Here is a 19,402-nt window from a genome sequence, read left to right as displayed (position 1 = left end):
TAGATATGGTAGTCTAGAAAATGAAGGAAAAACGATACATTTTAACTAAAATCAAAACGAAACATCTGGGAGGAATGACCTTGAAGAAAACAATTGGTTTTATCGGTCTTGGAGTGATGGGAAAAAGCATGGCATCACATATTCTCAATGACGGCCATCCTGTTTTGGTGTACACCCGGACAAAAGAAAAGGCAGACAGCATACTGCAAAAAGGCGCAGTATGGAAAGAAACGGTCAAAGATCTTTCAAAAGAAGCGGACGTTATCATTACAATGGTCGGCTATCCCAGTGATGTTGAAGAAGTGTATTTCGGAAGTAACGGAATTATTGAAAACGCAAAAGAAGGCGCATATCTCATTGATATGACGACATCTAAACCTTCGCTGGCGAAGAAGATTGCTGAAGCGGCTAAAGAAAAGTCATTGTTCGCTTTAGATGCCCCTGTTTCCGGCGGAGATATCGGTGCACAAAACGGAACACTCGCAATTATGGTTGGAGGAGAAAAAGAAGCATTTGAAGCCTGCATGCCAATTTTCTCTTTAATGGGAGAAAACATTCAGTATCAAGGACCGGCTGGAAGCGGCCAGCATACCAAGATGTGTAATCAGATTGCAATCGCAGCTGGTATGATCGGTGTTGCTGAAGCGATGGCATATGCTCAAAAATCAGGCCTGCAGCCGGAAAATGTCCTGAAAAGCATCACAACGGGCGCAGCCGGAAGCTGGTCATTATCAAATCTTGCTCCCCGTATGCTGCAAGGCAACTTTGAACCAGGCTTTTATGTGAAACATTTTATTAAAGATATGGGAATCGCGCTAGAGGAAGCGGAATTAATGGGAGAAGAATTGCCCGGCTTGTCGCTTGCAAAATCCTTATATGACAAGCTCGCTGCACAAGGCGAAGAAAACAGCGGAACACAGAGTATATATAAGCTCTGGGTGAAATAAAAAAAGATTGCCTGTACGAAACAGGCAATCTCTTTTTTTATTATTTTCCGATGAATTGCTGTGTCCAGATGCTTCCAGATTCAACGTAGCCTACACCGATGTGAGTAAAGTTAGGGTTTAGAATGTTTTTTCTGTGTCCTTCACTGTTCATCCAAGCTTTTACTACTTCTTCTGGTGTTTTTTGGCCCTTAGCAATGTTTTCACCTGCTGTTTTGTAGCTGATTCCGAAAGATTTCATCATGTCAAACGGTGAGCCGTAAGTTGGGCTTTGGTGATCAAAGTAGTTCTTGTCTTTCATATCCTGAGATTTTGCGCGTGCAGATTTGCTTAACGTTTCATCAATTTGAAGCGGTTTTAAGCCTTGTTTTTGTCTTTCTGCATTTGTAAGCTCAACAACTTTTTTCTCATATGCACTTACAGATGAAGGCGCAGAAGTTGTTGTGTTTGTTTTTTCAGCAGCTGCAGGTGCTTTAGAAGCAGCTGGTGTTTTAGAAGCAGTGTTTTTTTCAGCAGCTGCTTTTTCTGTAGTTTTTTGCGCAGGTTTTGCATTTTCTGTCTTTTGAACATCCTGAATGTTCATGTTAGATTGCTTCGCATGTTTTTTCAGCAGCTGCTTGATCTCTTTTTCGTTTGCAGCATTTAATGTTTTCATATTTGTTTTAATATGCAGCTTTTTTACTACATCGTTAAGAGACATGTTTTGCACTGTATCCCCTGTTTTTACCGTTACCACATGTTGGCAGGAGAGTTCTTTCGCTGATGCTTGCTGTACGCCCCCGAATGTGAATAATCCAACCGCAGCGGCAGCAGATAAAATAAATGCTTTCTTCATTAGTTCATAACCTCCTAGAGTTGTTTGTTTCTACAAAAAAATCATAACATAGCTTTTTTGTCATAAAGTATCCATCACTTTCCTTTGACAAAGAGAGGTTGTCATTTTCGTAACCAATATGCGCTAAACCGCTGAGACGAAGGGAATCAGCTGCATTTTATGATATTATCGTACAGTTACATAGCTTCCTTTTATTTGAATCGTTAGTTATATTTTAAAGTGTTTTTATATTGACAGCTTTTTTTATCCCTTTTTGCTGTAACAACTGTTACAAAGGTGTTACAATTAATCTCAGTATATGTAAATATATTGAATGATTTGAGAGGGGTAACCAGAAGTGACTGAAATAGGACGTGAACCAAAGAAAAAGGGCAAAGGAAACAGGGCAATCAGAATGAACCTTTTTTTCCTTGCTGTCTTTGTTCTATTCACTGCATTAATCTTTAAGCTTGGCGTTGTTCAAATTGTTGAAGGCGAACAGCATGAAGAAGACGCTGAGAAAGCAAATGCAAAAACAGCATACTATCCGGCGCCTCGAGGGAAGATGTACGACAGAAACCAGAAAGTGGCTGTCGATAACCAGAGCGTGCCTGAAATTGTGTATGTTTCAACATCGAGCACAAAAACAGAAGACAAAATCAAAACAGCGAAGCGGCTTGCGGCTTTAATTCATATTGATACCGAATTTTTGAAGGAAAGAGATTTGCGTGATTACTGGATCGCATCTCATCCGAAAAAAGCCGCCGCTCTGCTTAAGGAATCTGAAAGCAATCTAAAAGGGGCCCAGGCTTACAAGCTTCAAATTGAGCGTGTACCAGATCAAGAATTGAAGGCGATTCAGCGAGATGACGAAGAAATGGAAATCGCTGCGATATATACAAGGTTTTCAAGCGGAAATGCTTACGAACCTCAAATCGTAAAAGCGATGAATCCAAATGAAAGCAACAGCAATGGAAAAAACGGAACACTGCTTGATGAGAAGAAAAGTTCCACGCAACGACCAAAAAATGATTTAACATATGATGAAATTTCAATTGTTTCTGAGCATTTAGAAGAGCTTCCGGGAATCGACATTGTAAACGATTGGACACGAAAATATCCTTATGACAAAACCCTCTATTCTGTTTTCGGCGGCGTCACGACACCTGATCAAGGCCTGTTGAGCGACCGGAAAGATTTCTACTTAACAAGAGGCTATGCGAATAATGACAGGGTGGGAAAAAGTTATATAGAGTATCAATATGAAGACTATCTAAATTCCCAAAAGGAAAAAGTACAATACGTAGAAGACAATAAAGGGAATGTCGTCAGCCAAAAAACCATTGATAAAGGCAGCAGGGGATACGATCTTCAGCTTTCTTTTGACATGGAGCTTCAGGCAGAAGTGGAAAATAGCATAGAAGAGGAATTGCTAAAAAGCCGTGCACGCGGTAACTACATGATTGACAGAGCCTTTGTCGTAATGATGGATCCTAATAACGGGGATGTACTGTCCATGGCCGGAAAAAAGATAGACTTAGAAACTAACAAAATTGAAGATTATGCGATTGGTGCTTTTACAACACAATACGAAATGGGATCCGCAGTAAAGGGCGCCACTGTACTTGCCGGCTATCAAGACGGCATACCGCATTATAAATATTTTGTTGATACGCCTTTGTATTTTGCAGGTAATAACAAACCGAAGAAATCCTATATGAACATGGGAACCATAAATGAATTAACGGCTTTGCAAAAAAGTTCAAACGTATATATGTTTAATATCGCCATGCACATTGCCGGTGTTACATACAAGCCGCATGGACCTCTTCCTGCTGACCAGAAGGATTTAAACAAAATGAGAAATTACTACAGCCAGTTTGGCCTGGGCGTAAAGACAGGTATTGATCTGCCACAAGAATCAGCCGGAATGCAAACTACACCTGATGCTGTAGGGGGCTTAATTTTAGACTTGGCAATCGGTCAATACGATACATACACACCCCTTCAAATGGCGCAGTACATCTCATCAATTGCCAATGGAGGATACCGTATTCAACCAAGAATTGTTACTAGTGTTCATGAGCCCAACAATAAAGAGGGTCTTGGGAAAACAATTGAACAAAGAAAGCCAAACATCCTCAATAAAATTAACAACACAGATAGTGACATACAGCAGGTAAAGACCGGAATGAAATTAGTTACCTCTTCAGGGACAGCTAAAAATACATTTACAGAAGATGTTTCAGGAAAAACAGGAACTGCTCAAACATTTTATTACGGAACAAACCGTAATTGGTGGGGGAAAAGTACGTATAATCTGACATTTGTCGGCTATTATCCGTCTGAAAATCCAAAAGTGGCATTTAGTGTCGTTGTACCTTCTGTAGCGAACGACCACGATCCGATCAACAAACTTATCGCCAAAAGAGCAATACACGCTTACGCAGAGCTTGAAAAGAAACACAGTAAAAAATAAAAAAACAGGGTGCACAACTGAAAGGTTGTGTGCCCTTTCTTTTATTCAAAAATTGACGTTCACCATAAGAATAGAAGGAGAATACTCATTTTCTAGCGAATCATACTAGGTAAAAGTTAATCTGTATATATCGAAACACGATGATCATGCAAAGGAGGGATTCTGTGGAACAGGATACGCAGCATGTTAAACCATTTCAAACAAAAACCGATATTCATGCAGTCTTGGCCTCTAATGGACGCATCATTTATATATCTGCCAACTCCAAACTGCATTTAGGCTATCTCCAAGGAGAGATGATCGGATCATTCCTCAAAACGTTTTTGCATGAGGAAGACCAATTTTTAGTTGAAAGCTATTTTTATAATGAACATCATCTGATGCCGTGCACCTTTCGTTTTATTAAAAAAGATCATACGATTGTGTGGGTGGAGGCTGCGGTAGAAATCGTTACGACAAGAGCTGAGCGGACAGAACGGGAAATCATTTTGAAAATGAAGGTTCTTGAAGAAGAAACAGGCCATCACTCCCTAAATTTCGAAAAACATGAAATCGAGCCTGCAAGCCCGGAATCGACTACATATATAACGGATGATTATGAACGGTTAGTTGAAAATCTTCCGAGTCCGCTATGCATCAGTGTCAAAGGCAAGATCGTCTATGTAAACAGTGCGATGCTTTCAATGCTGGGAGCGAAAAGCAAGGGTGCTATTATTGGCAAATGGTCCTATGAATTTATTGAAGAAGAATATCATGATATCGTGAAAAACAGGATTATACGAATGCAAAAAGGAATGGAAGTTGGAATGATTGAACAGACGTGGAAAAGGCTTGATGGCACACCTGTTCATTTAGAAGTGAAAGCGTCCCCGACCGTCTACAAAAACCAGCAGGCTGAGCTGCTGCTGCTGATCGATATCTCTTCAAGGAAAAAATTCCAAACCATCCTGCAAAAAAGCCGTGAACGATATCAGCTGCTGATTCAAAATTCAATCGATACCATTGCGGTGATTCATAATGGAAAATGGGTGTTTATGAATGAGTCGGGAATTTCCCTGTTTGAAGCGGCTACCTATGAAGATTTAATTGGCAAAAACATATATGATCAGCTGCATCCTTGCGATCACGAGGATGTAAAAGAAAGAATCCAAAACATCGCCGAGCAAAAAACACAATCAGAAATTGTCAAGCAATCATGGTTCACTTTCCAGAACAGGGTCATCTATACGGAGATGGTCTGCATTCCGACGACCTTTTTTGGAGAAGCGGCTGTCCAAGTCATTCTTCGGGACATTTCTGAGAGAAAACAAACAGAAGAGTTGATGCTGAAATCGGAAAAATTATCAATCGCAGGGCAGCTCGCGGCGGGAATCGCCCATGAGATCCGCAACCCGCTGACAGCGATCAAAGGATTTTTGCAGCTGATGAAACCGACGATGGAAGGAAATGAACATTACTTTGATATTGTCTTCTCTGAACTCAGCCGTATCGAACTAATACTCAGTGAACTGCTTATGCTGGCGAAACCCCAGCAAAATGCCGTTAAAGAATATTTGAACTTGAAAAAATTAATTGGTGAGGTCTCGGCCCTGTTAGAAACACAGGCAAATTTAAATGGCATTTTTATCAGAACCAGCTATGAAAATGACAGCATTTATATAAACGGGGATCAAAACCAATTAAAGCAGGTATTCATTAATTTAATTAAAAATGCAGTTGAATCAATGCCTGATGGGGGAACAGTAGACATTATCATAACTGAGGATGAGCATTCTGTTCATGTCACTGTCAAAGATGAAGGAGAAGGCATACCTGAAAAGGTGCTGAACCGGATTGGAGAACCATTTTTAACGACAAAAGAAAAAGGCACGGGGCTTGGACTGATGGTGACATTTAATATTATCGAAAATCATCAGGGAGTCATCCATGTAGACAGCCAGCCGGAAAAAGGCACAGCATTTAAAATTTCATTTCCAAAAAAATAAAACAACGGCTTAAACGCCGTTGTTTATCGTCTGCATTGATTCCCGTTTTTTCAATACAAATAATTCTAAGCGGTCCAGGCCTTCTCTTAGCGTGTCCAGCGAGTATGCGAAAGACAGCCTCACATATCCCTCACCATACTTTGAGAATGAGCTGCCCGGCACGAGTGCCACACCTGAATCTTCCAAAAGAGCCATACTAAAATCAAATGAAGACATTCCAAATGATTTAATAGATGGGAAGATATAAAACGCACCAGACGGTTTCACAACGTCAAGTCCCATGGAAACAAGACGGTCATACACATAGTCCAGACGTTTTTTGTATTGTTCCCTCATAATCAGGGCGTCGTCAAAGCCGTTTGTCACAGCTTCAAGGGCGGCTTTTTGAGAAATGGATGACGCACACGACACATTGTATTGGTGAACCTTTAAAATGTGCTTTGCTATGTCTTTCGGTGCGAATAAAAATCCAATTCTCCAACCGGTCATGCTGTGTGATTTTGACAAGCCGTTAATGACAATCGTTTGATCCCGCAAATGGGTTGCGATGGAGTAATGGGGTCTGTCATATGTTAATTCACTGTATATTTCATCAGACAATACGAAGACATTTCTGCCTTTTAAAAGGGCAGCGATGCTTTTTAGTTCTTCTTCAGATAAAGTTACGCCGGTAGGATTTGACGGATAAGGAAGCACGACACACTTGGTGTTAGGAGTCAGAGCATCTTCAATCAGACGGGCAGTAAGTTTAAAGCCGTGTGATGTAGTATCAACAATAACAGGCTTGGCGCCGCACAAATTGATAATAGGTTCATAGCCTGGATAAATCGGGCCTGGCATAATCACCTCATCACCGGGAGATAAAATCGTCCGGAATGCAGCATCAATGGCTTGGCTTGCACCTGTTGTGATGATGATTTCAGATTCAGCATCATAGTTAAAATCCGCTTTTTTCTTCATATAAAGCTGCACAGCTTGTCTCAGCTCCAGGTAGCCGGCGTTCGGAGTATATGACGTCACGTTTTCATCAATGGCTTTTTTTGCGGCAGCTTTCACGTGATGCGGCGTGAAAAAGTCAGGCTGGCCGATTGTAAGTGAAATTACGTCTTCGTGTTGAGCTACAAGATTTGAGAATTTGCGTATTCCTGAAATTTCAATCTCTCTTGCTTTCGGATTCAGCAAATGTTCCATAATTCATCACCTTAACAAATATAATGAGTTTATCCTATTTTACCACTAGCTGATCATTTGTCACCTTTTTAGCCGATATATTTCGATTGTATGCGCCTATTTTCTAAACATACCTTTCTTTTTAGAAAAAAAGAAGACAACCAGCGATTTGATTGTCTTTATTGTATCATGTTCTATTATTGTTTATATGTGCCAATATCATTAATAACCATAATCAAAATGAAGGTCTTCGTGCCAAATCATATACGATGGATGCTCTTCTTGAAGGTCAGCTGATTCTTTCTTCATATGCAGGTAAGTCTCTTCACTGATATCTTCTAAAACAGTCATTTCATTTTCTTTAAATATTACTAAGGTACCCATTATTTACACCCTTCTTTGGAAAAATCCTTGACTATTTTATCACTGTTAGTTGGAAAGTCAATGGTTATTAGGAAAAAAGTTTCTATTTTAAAGAACCCCGGCTTGACGCTCCCAGAATCCGATTTTGAAGAGCCATGCCATTCACTTTTTACAATTTACGCCGATATATACAGTACAATACTGAATGCGAATAGCGAGGGATTGAAGTGTCGTTACAACAATACGAAATTTTATTGGATTCTGGTACAAATGAATTAGAAATTGTGAAGTTTGGCGTGGGCGATAATGCTTTCGGAATTAACGTCATGAAGGTAAGAGAGATTATTCAGCCAGTCGAGGTGACATCAGTGCCTCACTCTCATCAGCATGTAGAAGGCATGATTAAGCTCAGAGGAGAGATTCTTCCTGTGATCAGCCTCTTCTCATTTTTTGGAGTTGAGCCTGACGGATCAAAAGACGAGAAATATATCGTGACTGAATTTAATAAACGGAAAATCGTTTTTCATGTCGGCTCTGTTTCGCAAATTCACCGAGTGTCCTGGGAAGCTATTGAAAAACCGACATCATTAAATCAAGGGATGGAGCGGCACCTTACCGGGATTATTAAGCTCGAAGACCTGATGATCTTTTTGCCTGACTATGAGAAGATTATTTATGACATCGAATCAGACTCAGGTGTGGATACGTACAATATGCATACCGAGGGCTTCGATGAAAGAAGAGCTGATAAAAAGCTTATCATTGTAGAGGACTCACCGCTCTTGATGCGCCTCTTGCAGGATGAGTTAAAAGAAGCAGGGTACAACAATGTTTCTTCGTTTGAAAACGGAAAAGAGGCATATGACTACATTATGAACCTTGCTGAAAATGAAACTGATTTATCAGAACAGATTGATATGATTATCACTGATATTGAAATGCCAAAAATGGACGGACACAGGCTCACAAAGCTGCTGAAGGAAAACCCGAAAAGCTCAGACGTACCTGTTATGATTTTCTCATCGCTAATTACAGATGATTTGCGTCACCGCGGAGAAGTCGTTGGCGCAGATGAGCAAATCAGCAAGCCTGAAATCAGTGACTTGATTAAAAAAGTGGATACGTATGTCATCGAATAAATAAAAACAGCCGGTGCCTGAGTGGCACGGCTGTTTTTATTTTAAAAGTAACTCTCGCCAAGCTTTTTAAAAACAGGTTTATGATAAGCTGGCTGCTGGCGATTTGGCACAAGCGGTTTTTCTTTCATGCCCACATATTTTTGCAACAGGTGTTTCGCTTTTGTTAAAGACATTTGAGCTTTAGGATTTCGGTACGATTGATTAAGTGTACCTAAATGCGGAAGATGTTCGAAGTCTTCTTTAGTTGGAGGCATGTGAAAATAGTAGTCTCCGATTGAGATAAGCACGTCCGATTGCTGTTGGCTGAACCTTGGATTTTTTGAAAAATGAAGCCCTATTTTCTTTCCTTTACCTTCTTTGACAAGCTTTTGCAAAGCCCGTTTTTTCAGCAGATATAGGTATTTAGGGTTGGGGGCGGTTTTTGCATGGCGGTTCACAGTGTAAACTGCTTTTGAAAGATTTTCTACGGTTGGCTGCAGATCTTTCGTATATGCATGGTCGTCCATTATTTCTCTCCTTTGCTCTTATCAAATTCTATATGATTAGATTATACTTTTTTAAAATTGAAATGCAAATATTGAATGTAAAAATGCGCTTTTTTCTGAGAAAAAAAGCGCATTTTTAAAGTATATTATACAGATCTTGCTTTCTTTTTCGGCTGCTCTTGAAATGCTTCCTGAACATTCACTTCCGCAACCTGTGCACTGTATTTTGGCAATGCAACAAAATAAAAAATAAAAACAAGCAGGATAATAACGCCCATGCCGTAATAAAGATAATCAATGTTTGAAACGAACTTAGGGAATAACAGCGCAACTAAGCCGAGTGTTAAAGACTGTGCAAACATCATAAAAGGGTCCTGCAAGCCGCTTACACGTCCCATCAGCTTTGGATGAACAATCTTTGGCATCCATCCTCCGATTGCAATGTTGATCGGTCCAATGCACATTCCCAGGGCAAAAGCTGCCGCATAGTACACCCCTAAAACATTCGTGTAGCCGAGAACGAAAATCAGCAAGCCTGCAATGAAAATCGGTATCGACATTAAAAAGTGCGGCTTCACTTTTTTAGAGATGATCGTGCCGATTACACTTCCCGCCAGCAGCCCAAACCCGAGTGCGATAGTAAATACAGACGTATGCCACTCGTAACGGTCAGGCGCCAATCCGTATTTCATCGTAAACATTGGCAATACGGCAAATCCTCCGTTGACAAATCCAAAAATGAAGAAACCGAAAATAAGAGATGCCAGGAGTTTGTTTTTTAAAATATAGAAAATACCTTCCCTAAAATCATTTATTGAATCTTTAACAGAAGTTTTTCTCCAGCTGAATGCACCGTTTGGCTGTCGGGCTTCTTTCGGGATCCGGCAGCTGCGGATCAGCAGCCCGGAAATGATAAAGCTGACAAAATCAAGAATAATGGCGCCTTCAATACCGATTGTGTTGTACATAACAGCGCCGATTCCGACTCCGAATACCATGAAAATACTAAAAAGCATCTGGTTAAGGCCTGCCGCTTTCGCATAATGCTCCTTCGGCAGGATGGCTTGTACCAAACTGTTTTCTGCCGGAAAGAAAAACTTCGTTACAGCGCTTCTGACAAATAAAATACAGAAAACAAGAGGAATATTGCCGCTAAATAAAGTGAAAAAAAGAACGACAGTCAGGCCGGCTCTGATCCAATCACAGTTTTCCGCGACCTTTTTTCTGTCAAACCGGTCCGCGACAACTCCGACGATCAAAAATACAAATATGGTCGGGAGAGAATACATCAGCTCCGCCAAGGTCGTATATGAAGGCTGGCTGCTGAAGCGGTCCAGCAAGAAAAAAGCAAATGCCATGTTGCCTACTGTCGTGCCCATTTGAGAAGCGAGTGCTGCGAAAAATAGACGAACAAAATTACGATTTTTAAATATATCCATAAAAACGCTCCTTACCCTAAAGGTCCCACTTTATCATATTATAAACCGCCTGTTTTTGAAACAAATAAGAAAACATTACCGGTTAATAGTGACTCTTGTTCCGTTTGGCACAATTGAAGCGAGTTCGATTACGTCTTTGTTATGCATGCGAACGCAGCCTTTAGAAACAGCCTTACCAATCGAAGAGGGATTATTCGTCCCGTGTATTCCGTAGTGCTGCCTTGAAAGACTCAGCCAATAAGCGCCAAATGGGCCGCCGGGATTGCGTTGGCGGTTAATAATGTAGAACTCGCCAATTGGTGTTTGTGTCAGTATTTTACCGACGGCGATCGGATAAGTTTTTATTACCTGATTATTTTGATACAAAGTAAGGGTTTTAGCCCCAATAGAGACTGCAATATGATATGGGATCGTATTTGGGTCCGGCAGACCGGGGATGACAATGCGCTGTCCGGCGATAACTCCTGTTTGCAGAGAAGGATTGGCTTGGATCAAAGCAGCAGTGCTTACTCTGAAATCGGCCGCGATGCTGGTGAGTGTATCGCCTTGTTTAATCTGGTACGTGAGCAGTTTCCTCATCCTCTCTTTTTTATTTATAAGTATTGATGAGGAACCCATTCTGCTACATTAATTTGTGCTTTTTAATGTAAAGACTGTGATTTCAGGTTTAGCCAGAAATCGCAAAGGCAGTCTCGTCATCCCGAGGCCGCGGTTCACATAAATATGAGTGTCGCCTGTTTGGTACATTCCTTCGGTATAGACATTTCCGTACGGAGGCGTAATAAGCGGTCCGTAGAAGGGCAGCTGGATCTGCCCGCCGTGTGTGTGTCCGGATAGCTGCAGATTGACAGGGTATATTTTTGTATTCAAGGCGGCATCAGGCTCATGGACGAGCAGAATAGAAAAAAGCTTCTCACTTAGTTTCGATAGGGTGCCTTCATAATCGGGTTTGCCGAGCATTAAATCATCGAGCGCCGCAATCTCAATTTCGCTGCCGTCTGTGAGCTTCAATTTTTGATAGGCGTTGCGGAATACCGTAAAACCTCCTGATGACATCAGGCTTTTATAAGCATCCGTGCCATAGCCGCCATGATCATGATTGCCATAAACACAAAACTTGCCGAAGGGTGCTTGCAGCTTTCTCAAAAAAGGAATCACTGCCTGATAATTTTGATACGTACCAGGGTTATCGATAATATCACCGGTAAAAACAATTAAATCAGGCTTAGATTCATTAATTGTCAGGATGACAGTTCTAAAGTCATCAAGCGTAAAATAATCGCTTAAATGTGTATCACTGAACTGCACGATTTTAAAACCGTCAAATCCATGGGGAATGAGAGAGCTTTTAATCGTATGTTTAGTAGTCTCAATCATATGCGGTTCCAGATAGCGGGCATAGCCATATCCGCCGCCGGCCGTTAAAACCCCGGCCGCAAAAACGCCGAACGTTCCTTTTAAAAATTGTCTTCTGGACATCTTTTTCATTTCAAACCAACCTTTAATAGAGTTTTTCTATTATAGCATCTGTATCTTGAAAAAATCTCATATCAGCATGTACTGACAGAGCAGGCATATAATGATAGAATAATATTGAATGAATACTCATTCATAACGGGAGGGAGAAACATGGAAAAAAAGACGGTTATTATTACCGGCGGGTCAAGCGGCATGGGAAAAGCAATGGCAAAAAAACAGGCTGAATTAGGCTGGCACGTCATGGTGACAGGACGGAATCAGGAAGCACTTGAGGAAACGAAAAGAGAAATTGAGACCTTTGAGGGGCAAGTCGCCTGTTTTCAAATGGATGTCCGTTCTGATTCCGCTGCTTCAGACATGATTACAGAAGGGATCAGAGCCTTTGGCCGGGTTGATGCGCTAATCAATAATGCGGCCGGAAATTTTATTTGCCCGGCAGAAAAGCTGACGCCCAATGGATGGAAAGCCGTTATTGAGATTGTGTTAAACGGCACATTTTTTTGCAGCCAAGCCGCGGCACGGTATTGGATCGAGAAGCAGCAGAAGGGCGTCATTGTAAATATGGCCGCCACATACGCTTGGGGAGCGGGAGCGGGGGTCGTTCATTCCGCTGCAGCCAAGGCAGGGGTATTGTCACTGACAAGAACCCTGGCCGTGGAGTGGGGGAGCCAATATGGAATTCGCACAAACGCGATTGCACCCGGTCCGATAGAACGAACAGGCGGTGCGGAGAAGCTATTTGAATCGGAAAAAGCGAAGGCCCGCACGCTGAACAGTGTGCCGCTCGGCCGGCTCGGCACGCCGGAGGAAATCGCCGCCTTGGCCGCGTTTATGCTTTCTGATGAAGCTTCCTATATGAATGGAGAATGTGTCACTCTTGATGGGGGGCAATGGCTGAATCCTTATCCGTTTTAAAGCATATTAAACTTTGGATTCAATGTGGTATAATCAGACAAAGATAGAGAAGCAGGTGATAACATGTTGGATCCACTTGATATTTTAACGAACATTGATGATGTCCTCCCATATTACCAGGCGATTTTCAGTGCCGAGGAGCAGAAAATCGTCGGGTATGAGGTGCTGGGGCGTATAATGGCAGATTCAGAAATTCAAAGTCTCGGACCCTTCTTTTTAGATGGGGGAATACCCGAAGAATATAAATTAGAGGTGGATAACAGAATTATCCGCCAAGCTCTAGACCGCTTTTTAGAAGCGGATTCTGATCTGCTGATTTTTATGAATCAGGATGCCAATCTTTTGATGCTTGATCACGGCGAAAGCTTTCTGGAGCTTCTGAAAGAATATGAAGCGAAAGGAATTGAACTTCATCGTTTCGTGCTTGAAATTACGGAGCACAATTTTGAAGGGGATATTGAGCAGCTTTACCATATGCTTGCCTACTATCGTACATACGGAATTAAAATTGCAGTTGATAATATCGGAAAAGAAAGCAGCAACCTGGACAGAATTGCATTACTTTCGCCTGATCTGTTAAAAATCGATTTGCAGGCGTTGAAAGTATCACAGCCGTCACCGTCATATGAGCATGTGCTATATAGCATATCTTTATTAGCGAGAAAAATCGGTGCTGCGTTGCTGTATGAAGACATTGAGGCGAACTTCCAGCTTCAGTACGCTTGGAGAAACGGAGGCCGCTATTTTCAGGGCTATTACCTGTTGTCTCCTTCTGAAACGTTTCTAGAGAGAGATGTATTGAAACAAAGGCTTAAAACTGAATTTCACCAATTTATCACACATGAGAAAAAGAAGCTTGAAACTGTCTATGAGCACTCTGAACAGTTTTACAAACGAGTTCACCAGGCTGTGACATCTTTGAGAAAAAACAACCTGTCTTCTGATGATGACTTTATTAAAAAGCTGGCGGAAGAGCTGACCGATTGCAGCTTTAGAATTTACATGTGTGACGAAGAAGGCGATCAGCTGACGGGAAATGTGTTTAAACAAGATGGAGAATGGATTTACCAGCCGGAATACGCGGAAAAGAATTGGAGCTGGCGTCCTTATTTCCTGGAGAACATTATGAGAATGAGAAATCTCAGAAAAGGGTTTTTCAGTGATCTGTACAGTGATTTGGAAACAGGTGAAATGATCAGAACGTTTTCGTATCCGATGGATGATCAGATGTATTTATTTATAGACTTGCCGTATTCTTATTTATATGAGCAGGATGGATTGATTTAAGCGGCTGAAAGGCCGTTTTTTTATGAATTGAAAAAAATATCAAAAAACGATTGACATTGATACTGAGAATCATTATCATTTAATTATAGAGAGAAGCTACTCTCTGTTCCCCAACCCCTCTATCAGATCAAGATCCGAAAAAGCTTGGCGCTACCCCCGCCAAGTTTTTTTATTTGCCAAAGCATAAGACAATCAATAAAACAATAAACCTAACTAGGGGAAAACGCTGAACACTGAGGAACAAAAATGTTCTTTCAGCGCCTGAACTCCCGTACTAATGCTGCACGGCCGTGCAAGAGATATTAGACGGCAAATGCGGCGAGATGTTCACTCTGAATCATTACATATTGCAAAATTTAAAAAGAAGATTTTGATGAAATTGAAAAAAAAAGCTTTCTTGACTCTGCGGGCATACCAAAAAAATCATAATTGTGTGCATGACATTCAAAAAAAGCCTCAAACTAATAAAAAATAGTTTTTTCACTTTTTTTCTTTTCTTAAATTCAGCAGTGAAAATGCCATCCTGTCCGACTTTATGGTATGATGCTCAATAGAACTTGTATTATAATAAATACTTGTTGATTTGAAGTTGCTTTTTGAAAGGAGTCTTTTTTTAGAATGTCACAATTAATGGGTATCATCACACGGCTGCAAAGTCTGCAAGAAACGGCGGAAGCGGCTAACGAGCCAATGCAGCGTTATTTCGAAGTAAATGGTGAGAAAATATGCAGTGTTAAATATTTCGAAAAAAATCAAACGTTTGAACTGACGGTTTTCCAAAAAGGTGAAAAACCTAACACATATCCGTTTGATAATATCGACATGGTTTCCATCGAAATCTTTGAACTTCTTCAGTAAGATTCCTGAAATAGTGGGAACAAGCTTCCGCTTTTGCAAAAGTAATCGAAATAAACGGTAAGGAACATACTTGTTTCATGGTTGTAAATTTTGAAAAGGAGTGTCGCTATGGCTGATTCTTTTCTGTTTTATAATCTTTCAGAAGCACAGATGACCTTTCAAGATGTGATGGAACGGCTTAAAGCATTTGTTCGAAAGGACCCCCGTTCTTCCTATGTGTTATCGATCGGAACCGACTCCCAAGTGTACCGCGATTACACAAAGTTTATTACCGCATTGCATTTGCATCGTACAGGCAAGGGAGCTTGGGGCTGCTTGAAAAATCATACAGTCGACAGACCCATACATAGCCTTCGGGAGAAGATTTCGTTAGAAACGGCGTACAGCCAAGAAACGGCCGCTCATATTCTTGATGGGCACTTAATGGATATTACCGATCTGCTCCTGCCCTTTACCGGTGAGGGGGCGGATCTTACCTTTGAGGTTCACTTGGATATTGGGAAAAAAGGGCTTACAAAAGAACTGATTCAAGAAATGACAGGACGTATCACTTCCATGGGGATTGAGGCGAAAATAAAACCGGATTCATACACTGCCTTCAGCTATGCTAATCGTTTTACAAAATAATTCCGGCTGAAAAGCCAAGGGAAATGTCGAATTATGCGGTTGACGTTTGTTTTCTGATTACTTATTCTAGCGGTAGAGCTGAAAGTAAGTTGTCTTGCTTTCAGAGGTATTCAGTATAAAACAGGGGGCCTGATTGCGAATGAGTCTTATCGGTGAACGATTTACAGAAGAAGAACAAAAACTTCTGCTGAATATCCTGATCAACCATGAGTATGCCATCGAGCTATTAAGCAGTGAGATCAACGATATAGAGACAGGAACCAAAAACGTTGACGGAACCACCTACAAAAAACTTGTAACGCTATACGACCGATTTCGATTTGAAAATTAATGGAGCACCCTATAATTGATACTCGCATAAAGAGTATCTTTTTTATTGAAAGGAAACTTTTCGACAAATACTGATAAAGTTTATATTATTGTAATATAGGGAATGTATTGTTGATGAAAATGAAAAGGGGTCGAAAACATGATAAGCTTACAATCAGACCAGCTTCTTGAGGCAACAGTCGGACAATTTATGATTGAGGCGGACAAAGTAGCGCACGTTCAAGTCGGCAACAACCTTGAGCACGCATTATTAGTGCTGACAAAAACCGGATACACAGCCATCCCGGTTCTTGATCCTTCCTATCGTTTACATGGCTTAATTGGTACAAATATGATCATGAACAGCATTTTTGGGCTTGAGCGAATCGAGTTTGAAAAGCTTGACCAGATTACTGTCGAGGAAGTCATGCTGACTGATATTCCGCGCCTCCATATAAATGATCCGATTATGAAGGGATTCGGCATGGTCATTAATAACGGATTTGTCTGTGTTGAAAATGATGAACAGGTGTTTGAAGGGATTTTTACGAGAAGAGTGGTTTTAAAGGAATTGAATAAGCATATACGCTCATTGAACAAGTAGGCTTCACGGCCTATTTTTATTATATTGCCAGAGCAGGAAAGAAAGCGCATACATAATTTAAACCAGAATAGGGCTTGAATCAGAAACTGATATTTTAATAGAATGAGAGATAAGAAAAACTTATTGATCATAAAAAGGAGGACGACATGCAGCTTCAAGAGCTTCATATGCTCGTAGTTTTAGCTGAGGAGTTAAATATGAGAAAGGCGGCGGAACGACTTTTTGTATCTCAGCCGGCTTTATCTCAGCGCTTACAAACCATTGAAAAGGCGTGGGGCACAAAAATCTTTTTAAGATCCCAAAAAGGGTTAACGGTAACGCCGGCCGGTGAGAAAATCATTCAGTTTGCGAATGATGTGACGTTAGAGCAGGAAAGAATAAGAGAAAATATTGATGAGCTTGAAGGTGAAATTCACGGCACACTGAAGCTTGCCGTCGCCTCCATAATCGGCCAGCATTGGCTTCCTAAAGTCTTGAAGACGTATGTGGAAAAGTATCCGAATGCAAAGGTCTCACTCATTACCGGCTGGAGCAGCGAAATGCTGAAAAGCTTATATGAGGATCAGGTTCATATCGGCATTATTAGGGGCAATCCAGAGTGGAAGGGCCGTAAAGATTACTTAATGACAGATCACCTATATTTAGTGGACACTGAAATTTCCTGCATCGAAGATATTGCTCATACAGAACGGCCGTTTATTCAATTTAAAAGCGACAGCACTTATTTTCAGGAAATACAGCACTGGTGGCATCAAAAATTTAAAACGTCGCCAAAACAGACGATATTGGTTGATCAGATTGAAACGTGCAAACAGATGGCGCTGCACGGAATCGGTTATGCCATTTTGCCGTCTGTTACCCTTCAAAACGAAGATCAAGTCAATAAAATGCCTCTGTTAGACATGAAAGAGCATCCGATCGGACGGGATACATGGCTATTAGGCTATGAACCTGCCTTTGAGCTGAAGCAAGTTCAAGCTTTTGTTCAAGTGATAAAGGATATGCTGGATCAAGAAAATCCATTTTAAAGACAGCGATGTGCTGTCTTTTTTTATTTACGCATTGACAATGAAAATCATTATCAGTTAAAGTGATACATATGATATTGAAAATCATTATCAATTAATGGGGTGATAACATGGCTAAAGCCTTGATTACATATGCCAGCATGTCAGGAAATACAGAAGACATTGCCATAATTATAAAAGAAACGTTTCAGGAATATGAGTTGGATATCGATTGTATCGAGATCGATGATGCGGATGTGTCTGCTTTGACATCCTATGATTATGTGCTGATTGGCACCTATACATGGGGCGATGGCGATTTGCCTTACGAAGCGGAAGATTTTTTTGAAGAGGTCAAACGGCTTCAGCTTAATGGCTTAAAAACAGCCTGCTTCGGATCTGGAGATTATTCTTATCCGAAGTTTTGTGAAGCGGTCAATTTGTTCAGTGTCATGCTGCAAGAGGCGGGGGCTGCTGTTTACCAGGAAACATTGAAAATCGAACTAGCGCCTGAAACAGATGAAGATGTGGAAAGCTGCCGAGCGTTTGCGAGAGATTTTCTAGCATGGGCAGATTATATGAACAAGGAAAAAATCCATGTTTCATAAAGGAGCGACTGCTGTCACGGCATCGGCATTTTCTGGTTATTTTGTGGCCCTACAAAGAGAAGGCATTTTTCATTATTCTTTGGAGCAGGGCTGGAGAAAGCTTTTTCGTTTGAAAAGCAAAATTCATTGCATCAGTTACATAGGGCCTTACTTATTTGGCGTCGGTGAAAAGGGAACGGTCATTCGCTCGTCTGACGAAGGGAAAACCTGGACGATGTCTAGCTTTCCGACAAATGCAACAGTGTGGGCGATTACTGGCCGAAACGACGGATTTGTCTGCGCCCATGGCAAGCATTGCATTTATGTATCGGATGATTTTGGTGTTTCATGGCACGTAGCCAAACCTTTTGCGGAATTTGATACCCCCCCTGTAATCCGTTCGTTGTGCCTGCACGGCGGCAGTCTTTTCATCGGCACGCAAATACACGAATATTTTGGGGGCATTTGGGCTTACGATTTTAAACGTAATACTGTCCAAATTGTAAAGAAAGAAGAAAACCGGATGACGGCATCCATGCTCGTATTCAATGAAAATTGGCTAGTGGCGGCGATGGGTTCTGTGAAAGGAAAGCACGGTGCTGTCACTGTACGTAATATTTTGACTGATGAAGAATTCACCATACATTCCAGCATGATCAGAAAAGAAGAATCATTTCTTGATATTTCAGAGGATGATGGAATTATATATGTCACAACGACACAAGATGAAAATGGTTATTCGAGAATTTACCAGGCTGATCTGGAAGCCCGAGCGTTAAAGTGGTTCGATACCATTAAGGGGCATGGGTGGAGAGTGGCTAATCAGAAAGAGAACTTCTTTTGTGCAGGCTTGTATGAATGTAAATTTGTCCAGCCGTACGAAGTTTCAGCAATGATTCATTAGAGGAGGA

20 protein-coding genes are annotated in these 19,402 nt (G+C 41.1%); 13 read left to right on the top strand and 7 right to left on the bottom strand.

Going from position 1 to position 19,402, the window contains the following annotated elements; genetic code table 11:
- Window positions 1-80 precede the first annotated feature (80 nt).
- Window positions 81-947: an NAD(P)-dependent oxidoreductase gene (locus tag Q5C82_RS15135; protein ID WP_032727331.1), complete on the top strand. Its 867-nt coding sequence runs from the start codon at window positions 81-83 to the stop codon at window positions 945-947.
- A 40-nt stretch (window positions 948-987) separates the two neighbouring features.
- Here the strand turns inward: Q5C82_RS15135 and Q5C82_RS15130 are convergent, their stop codons facing one another.
- Entirely contained in the window at window positions 988-1,779 is a 792-nt protein-coding gene (locus tag Q5C82_RS15130; RefSeq protein ID WP_003218649.1) for a CAP domain-containing protein, read from the bottom strand.
- Window positions 1,780-2,116: 337 nt separating this feature from the next.
- On the opposite strand from Q5C82_RS15130, the gene Q5C82_RS15125 reads away from it, so the two are divergent.
- Entirely contained in the window at window positions 2,117-4,237 is a 2,121-nt protein-coding gene (locus Q5C82_RS15125; RefSeq protein ID WP_003218650.1) for a penicillin-binding protein 2, read from the top strand.
- Window positions 4,238-4,401: 164 nt separating this feature from the next.
- Window positions 4,402-6,222 (top strand): sporulation histidine kinase KinA, encoded by a 1,821-nt coding sequence (kinA, locus tag Q5C82_RS15120; RefSeq protein ID WP_003218651.1) that lies wholly within the window; start codon window positions 4,402-4,404, stop codon window positions 6,220-6,222.
- Window positions 6,223-6,231: 9 nt separating this feature from the next.
- Here the strand turns inward: kinA and Q5C82_RS15115 are convergent, their stop codons facing one another.
- Together Q5C82_RS15115 and Q5C82_RS15110 are read right to left on the bottom strand one after the other, a co-directional pair.
- Window positions 6,232-7,413, bottom strand: coding sequence for an aminotransferase A (locus tag Q5C82_RS15115; protein WP_003218653.1), 1,182 nt, complete (start codon window positions 7,411-7,413; stop codon window positions 6,232-6,234).
- 201 nt (window positions 7,414-7,614) lie between these two features.
- Window positions 7,615-7,776: a hypothetical protein gene (locus tag Q5C82_RS15110; protein WP_003218655.1), complete on the bottom strand. Its 162-nt coding sequence runs from the start codon at window positions 7,774-7,776 to the stop codon at window positions 7,615-7,617.
- 206 nt (window positions 7,777-7,982) lie between these two features.
- Between Q5C82_RS15110 and cheV the strand changes: the two genes are divergently transcribed.
- The gene (gene cheV / locus Q5C82_RS15105) at window positions 7,983-8,894 is read left to right on the top strand and encodes a chemotaxis protein CheV (RefSeq protein ID WP_003218657.1); all 912 of its coding nucleotides are present in this window, start codon (window positions 7,983-7,985) and stop codon (window positions 8,892-8,894) included.
- Window positions 8,895-8,935: 41 nt separating this feature from the next.
- On the opposite strand, the gene Q5C82_RS15100 is transcribed toward cheV, so the two are convergent.
- From Q5C82_RS15100 to Q5C82_RS15085, 4 genes are all read right to left on the bottom strand, one after another.
- A complete protein-coding gene (locus Q5C82_RS15100; protein WP_003218659.1) occupies window positions 8,936-9,400 on the bottom strand; it encodes a YkyB family protein in 465 nt (154 codons plus the stop codon).
- 125 nt (window positions 9,401-9,525) lie between these two features.
- Window positions 9,526-10,818, bottom strand: coding sequence for an MFS transporter (locus tag Q5C82_RS15095; RefSeq protein WP_003218661.1), 1,293 nt, complete (start codon window positions 10,816-10,818; stop codon window positions 9,526-9,528).
- Window positions 10,819-10,893: 75 nt separating this feature from the next.
- Entirely contained in the window at window positions 10,894-11,388 is a 495-nt protein-coding gene (locus Q5C82_RS15090; RefSeq protein ID WP_079996611.1) for a L,D-transpeptidase family protein, read from the bottom strand.
- Between the two features lie 57 nt (window positions 11,389-11,445).
- Window positions 11,446-12,306: a metallophosphoesterase gene (locus Q5C82_RS15085; protein WP_003218664.1), complete on the bottom strand. Its 861-nt coding sequence runs from the start codon at window positions 12,304-12,306 to the stop codon at window positions 11,446-11,448.
- A 141-nt stretch (window positions 12,307-12,447) separates the two neighbouring features.
- Here Q5C82_RS15085 and fadH point away from each other — a divergent pair, with 141 nt between their 5' ends.
- The 9 genes from fadH to Q5C82_RS15040 all read left to right on the top strand — a co-directional run bounded on the left by fadH (window position 12,448) and on the right by Q5C82_RS15040 (window position 19,395).
- Window positions 12,448-13,212, top strand: coding sequence for a 2,4-dienoyl-CoA reductase (fadH, locus tag Q5C82_RS15080; protein WP_003218667.1), 765 nt, complete (start codon window positions 12,448-12,450; stop codon window positions 13,210-13,212).
- A gap of 63 nt (window positions 13,213-13,275) precedes the next feature.
- Window positions 13,276-14,499, top strand: a complete 1,224-nt coding sequence (locus Q5C82_RS15075; RefSeq protein WP_003218669.1) for an EAL-associated domain-containing protein — start codon at window positions 13,276-13,278, stop codon at window positions 14,497-14,499.
- A 618-nt stretch (window positions 14,500-15,117) separates the two neighbouring features.
- Window positions 15,118-15,357, top strand: coding sequence for a YkuJ family protein (locus Q5C82_RS15070; protein WP_003218671.1), 240 nt, complete (start codon window positions 15,118-15,120; stop codon window positions 15,355-15,357).
- 108 nt (window positions 15,358-15,465) lie between these two features.
- On the top strand, window positions 15,466-15,984 hold the full coding sequence (locus Q5C82_RS15065; RefSeq protein WP_003218672.1) for a ribonuclease H-like YkuK family protein: 519 nt from the start codon (window positions 15,466-15,468) through the stop codon (window positions 15,982-15,984).
- Window positions 15,985-16,117: 133 nt separating this feature from the next.
- On the top strand, window positions 16,118-16,315 hold the full coding sequence (abbA, locus tag Q5C82_RS15060; RefSeq protein ID WP_010886502.1) for an AbrB antirepressor AbbA: 198 nt from the start codon (window positions 16,118-16,120) through the stop codon (window positions 16,313-16,315).
- A gap of 138 nt (window positions 16,316-16,453) precedes the next feature.
- Window positions 16,454-16,897 carry a cyclic-di-AMP-binding protein CbpB gene (gene cbpB / locus Q5C82_RS15055; protein WP_003218674.1) on the top strand — a complete coding sequence of 148 codons (444 nt, stop codon included), beginning with the start codon at window positions 16,454-16,456 and terminating at the stop codon, window positions 16,895-16,897.
- A 146-nt stretch (window positions 16,898-17,043) separates the two neighbouring features.
- Window positions 17,044-17,925 (top strand): transcriptional regulator CcpC, encoded by an 882-nt coding sequence (ccpC, locus tag Q5C82_RS15050; RefSeq protein ID WP_003218675.1) that lies wholly within the window; start codon window positions 17,044-17,046, stop codon window positions 17,923-17,925.
- Window positions 17,926-18,035: 110 nt separating this feature from the next.
- On the top strand, window positions 18,036-18,512 hold the full coding sequence (locus tag Q5C82_RS15045; protein ID WP_003218676.1) for a flavodoxin: 477 nt from the start codon (window positions 18,036-18,038) through the stop codon (window positions 18,510-18,512).
- A complete protein-coding gene (locus tag Q5C82_RS15040) occupies window positions 18,502-19,395 on the top strand; it encodes a hypothetical protein (RefSeq protein WP_003218677.1) in 894 nt (297 codons plus the stop codon). Before Q5C82_RS15045 ends, Q5C82_RS15040 begins: the two co-directional genes overlap by 11 nt.
- Window positions 19,396-19,402: the final 7 nt, after the last annotated feature.

Origin of the sequence: uncultured Bacillus sp. (assembly GCF_958411575.1) — a bacterium.
Taxonomy (GTDB): Bacteria; Bacillota; Bacilli; order Bacillales; family Bacillaceae; genus Bacillus; species Bacillus spizizenii.
The sequence above is the reverse complement of the archived record's forward strand: the minus strand, read 5'-3'. Positions and strand labels throughout refer to the sequence as shown.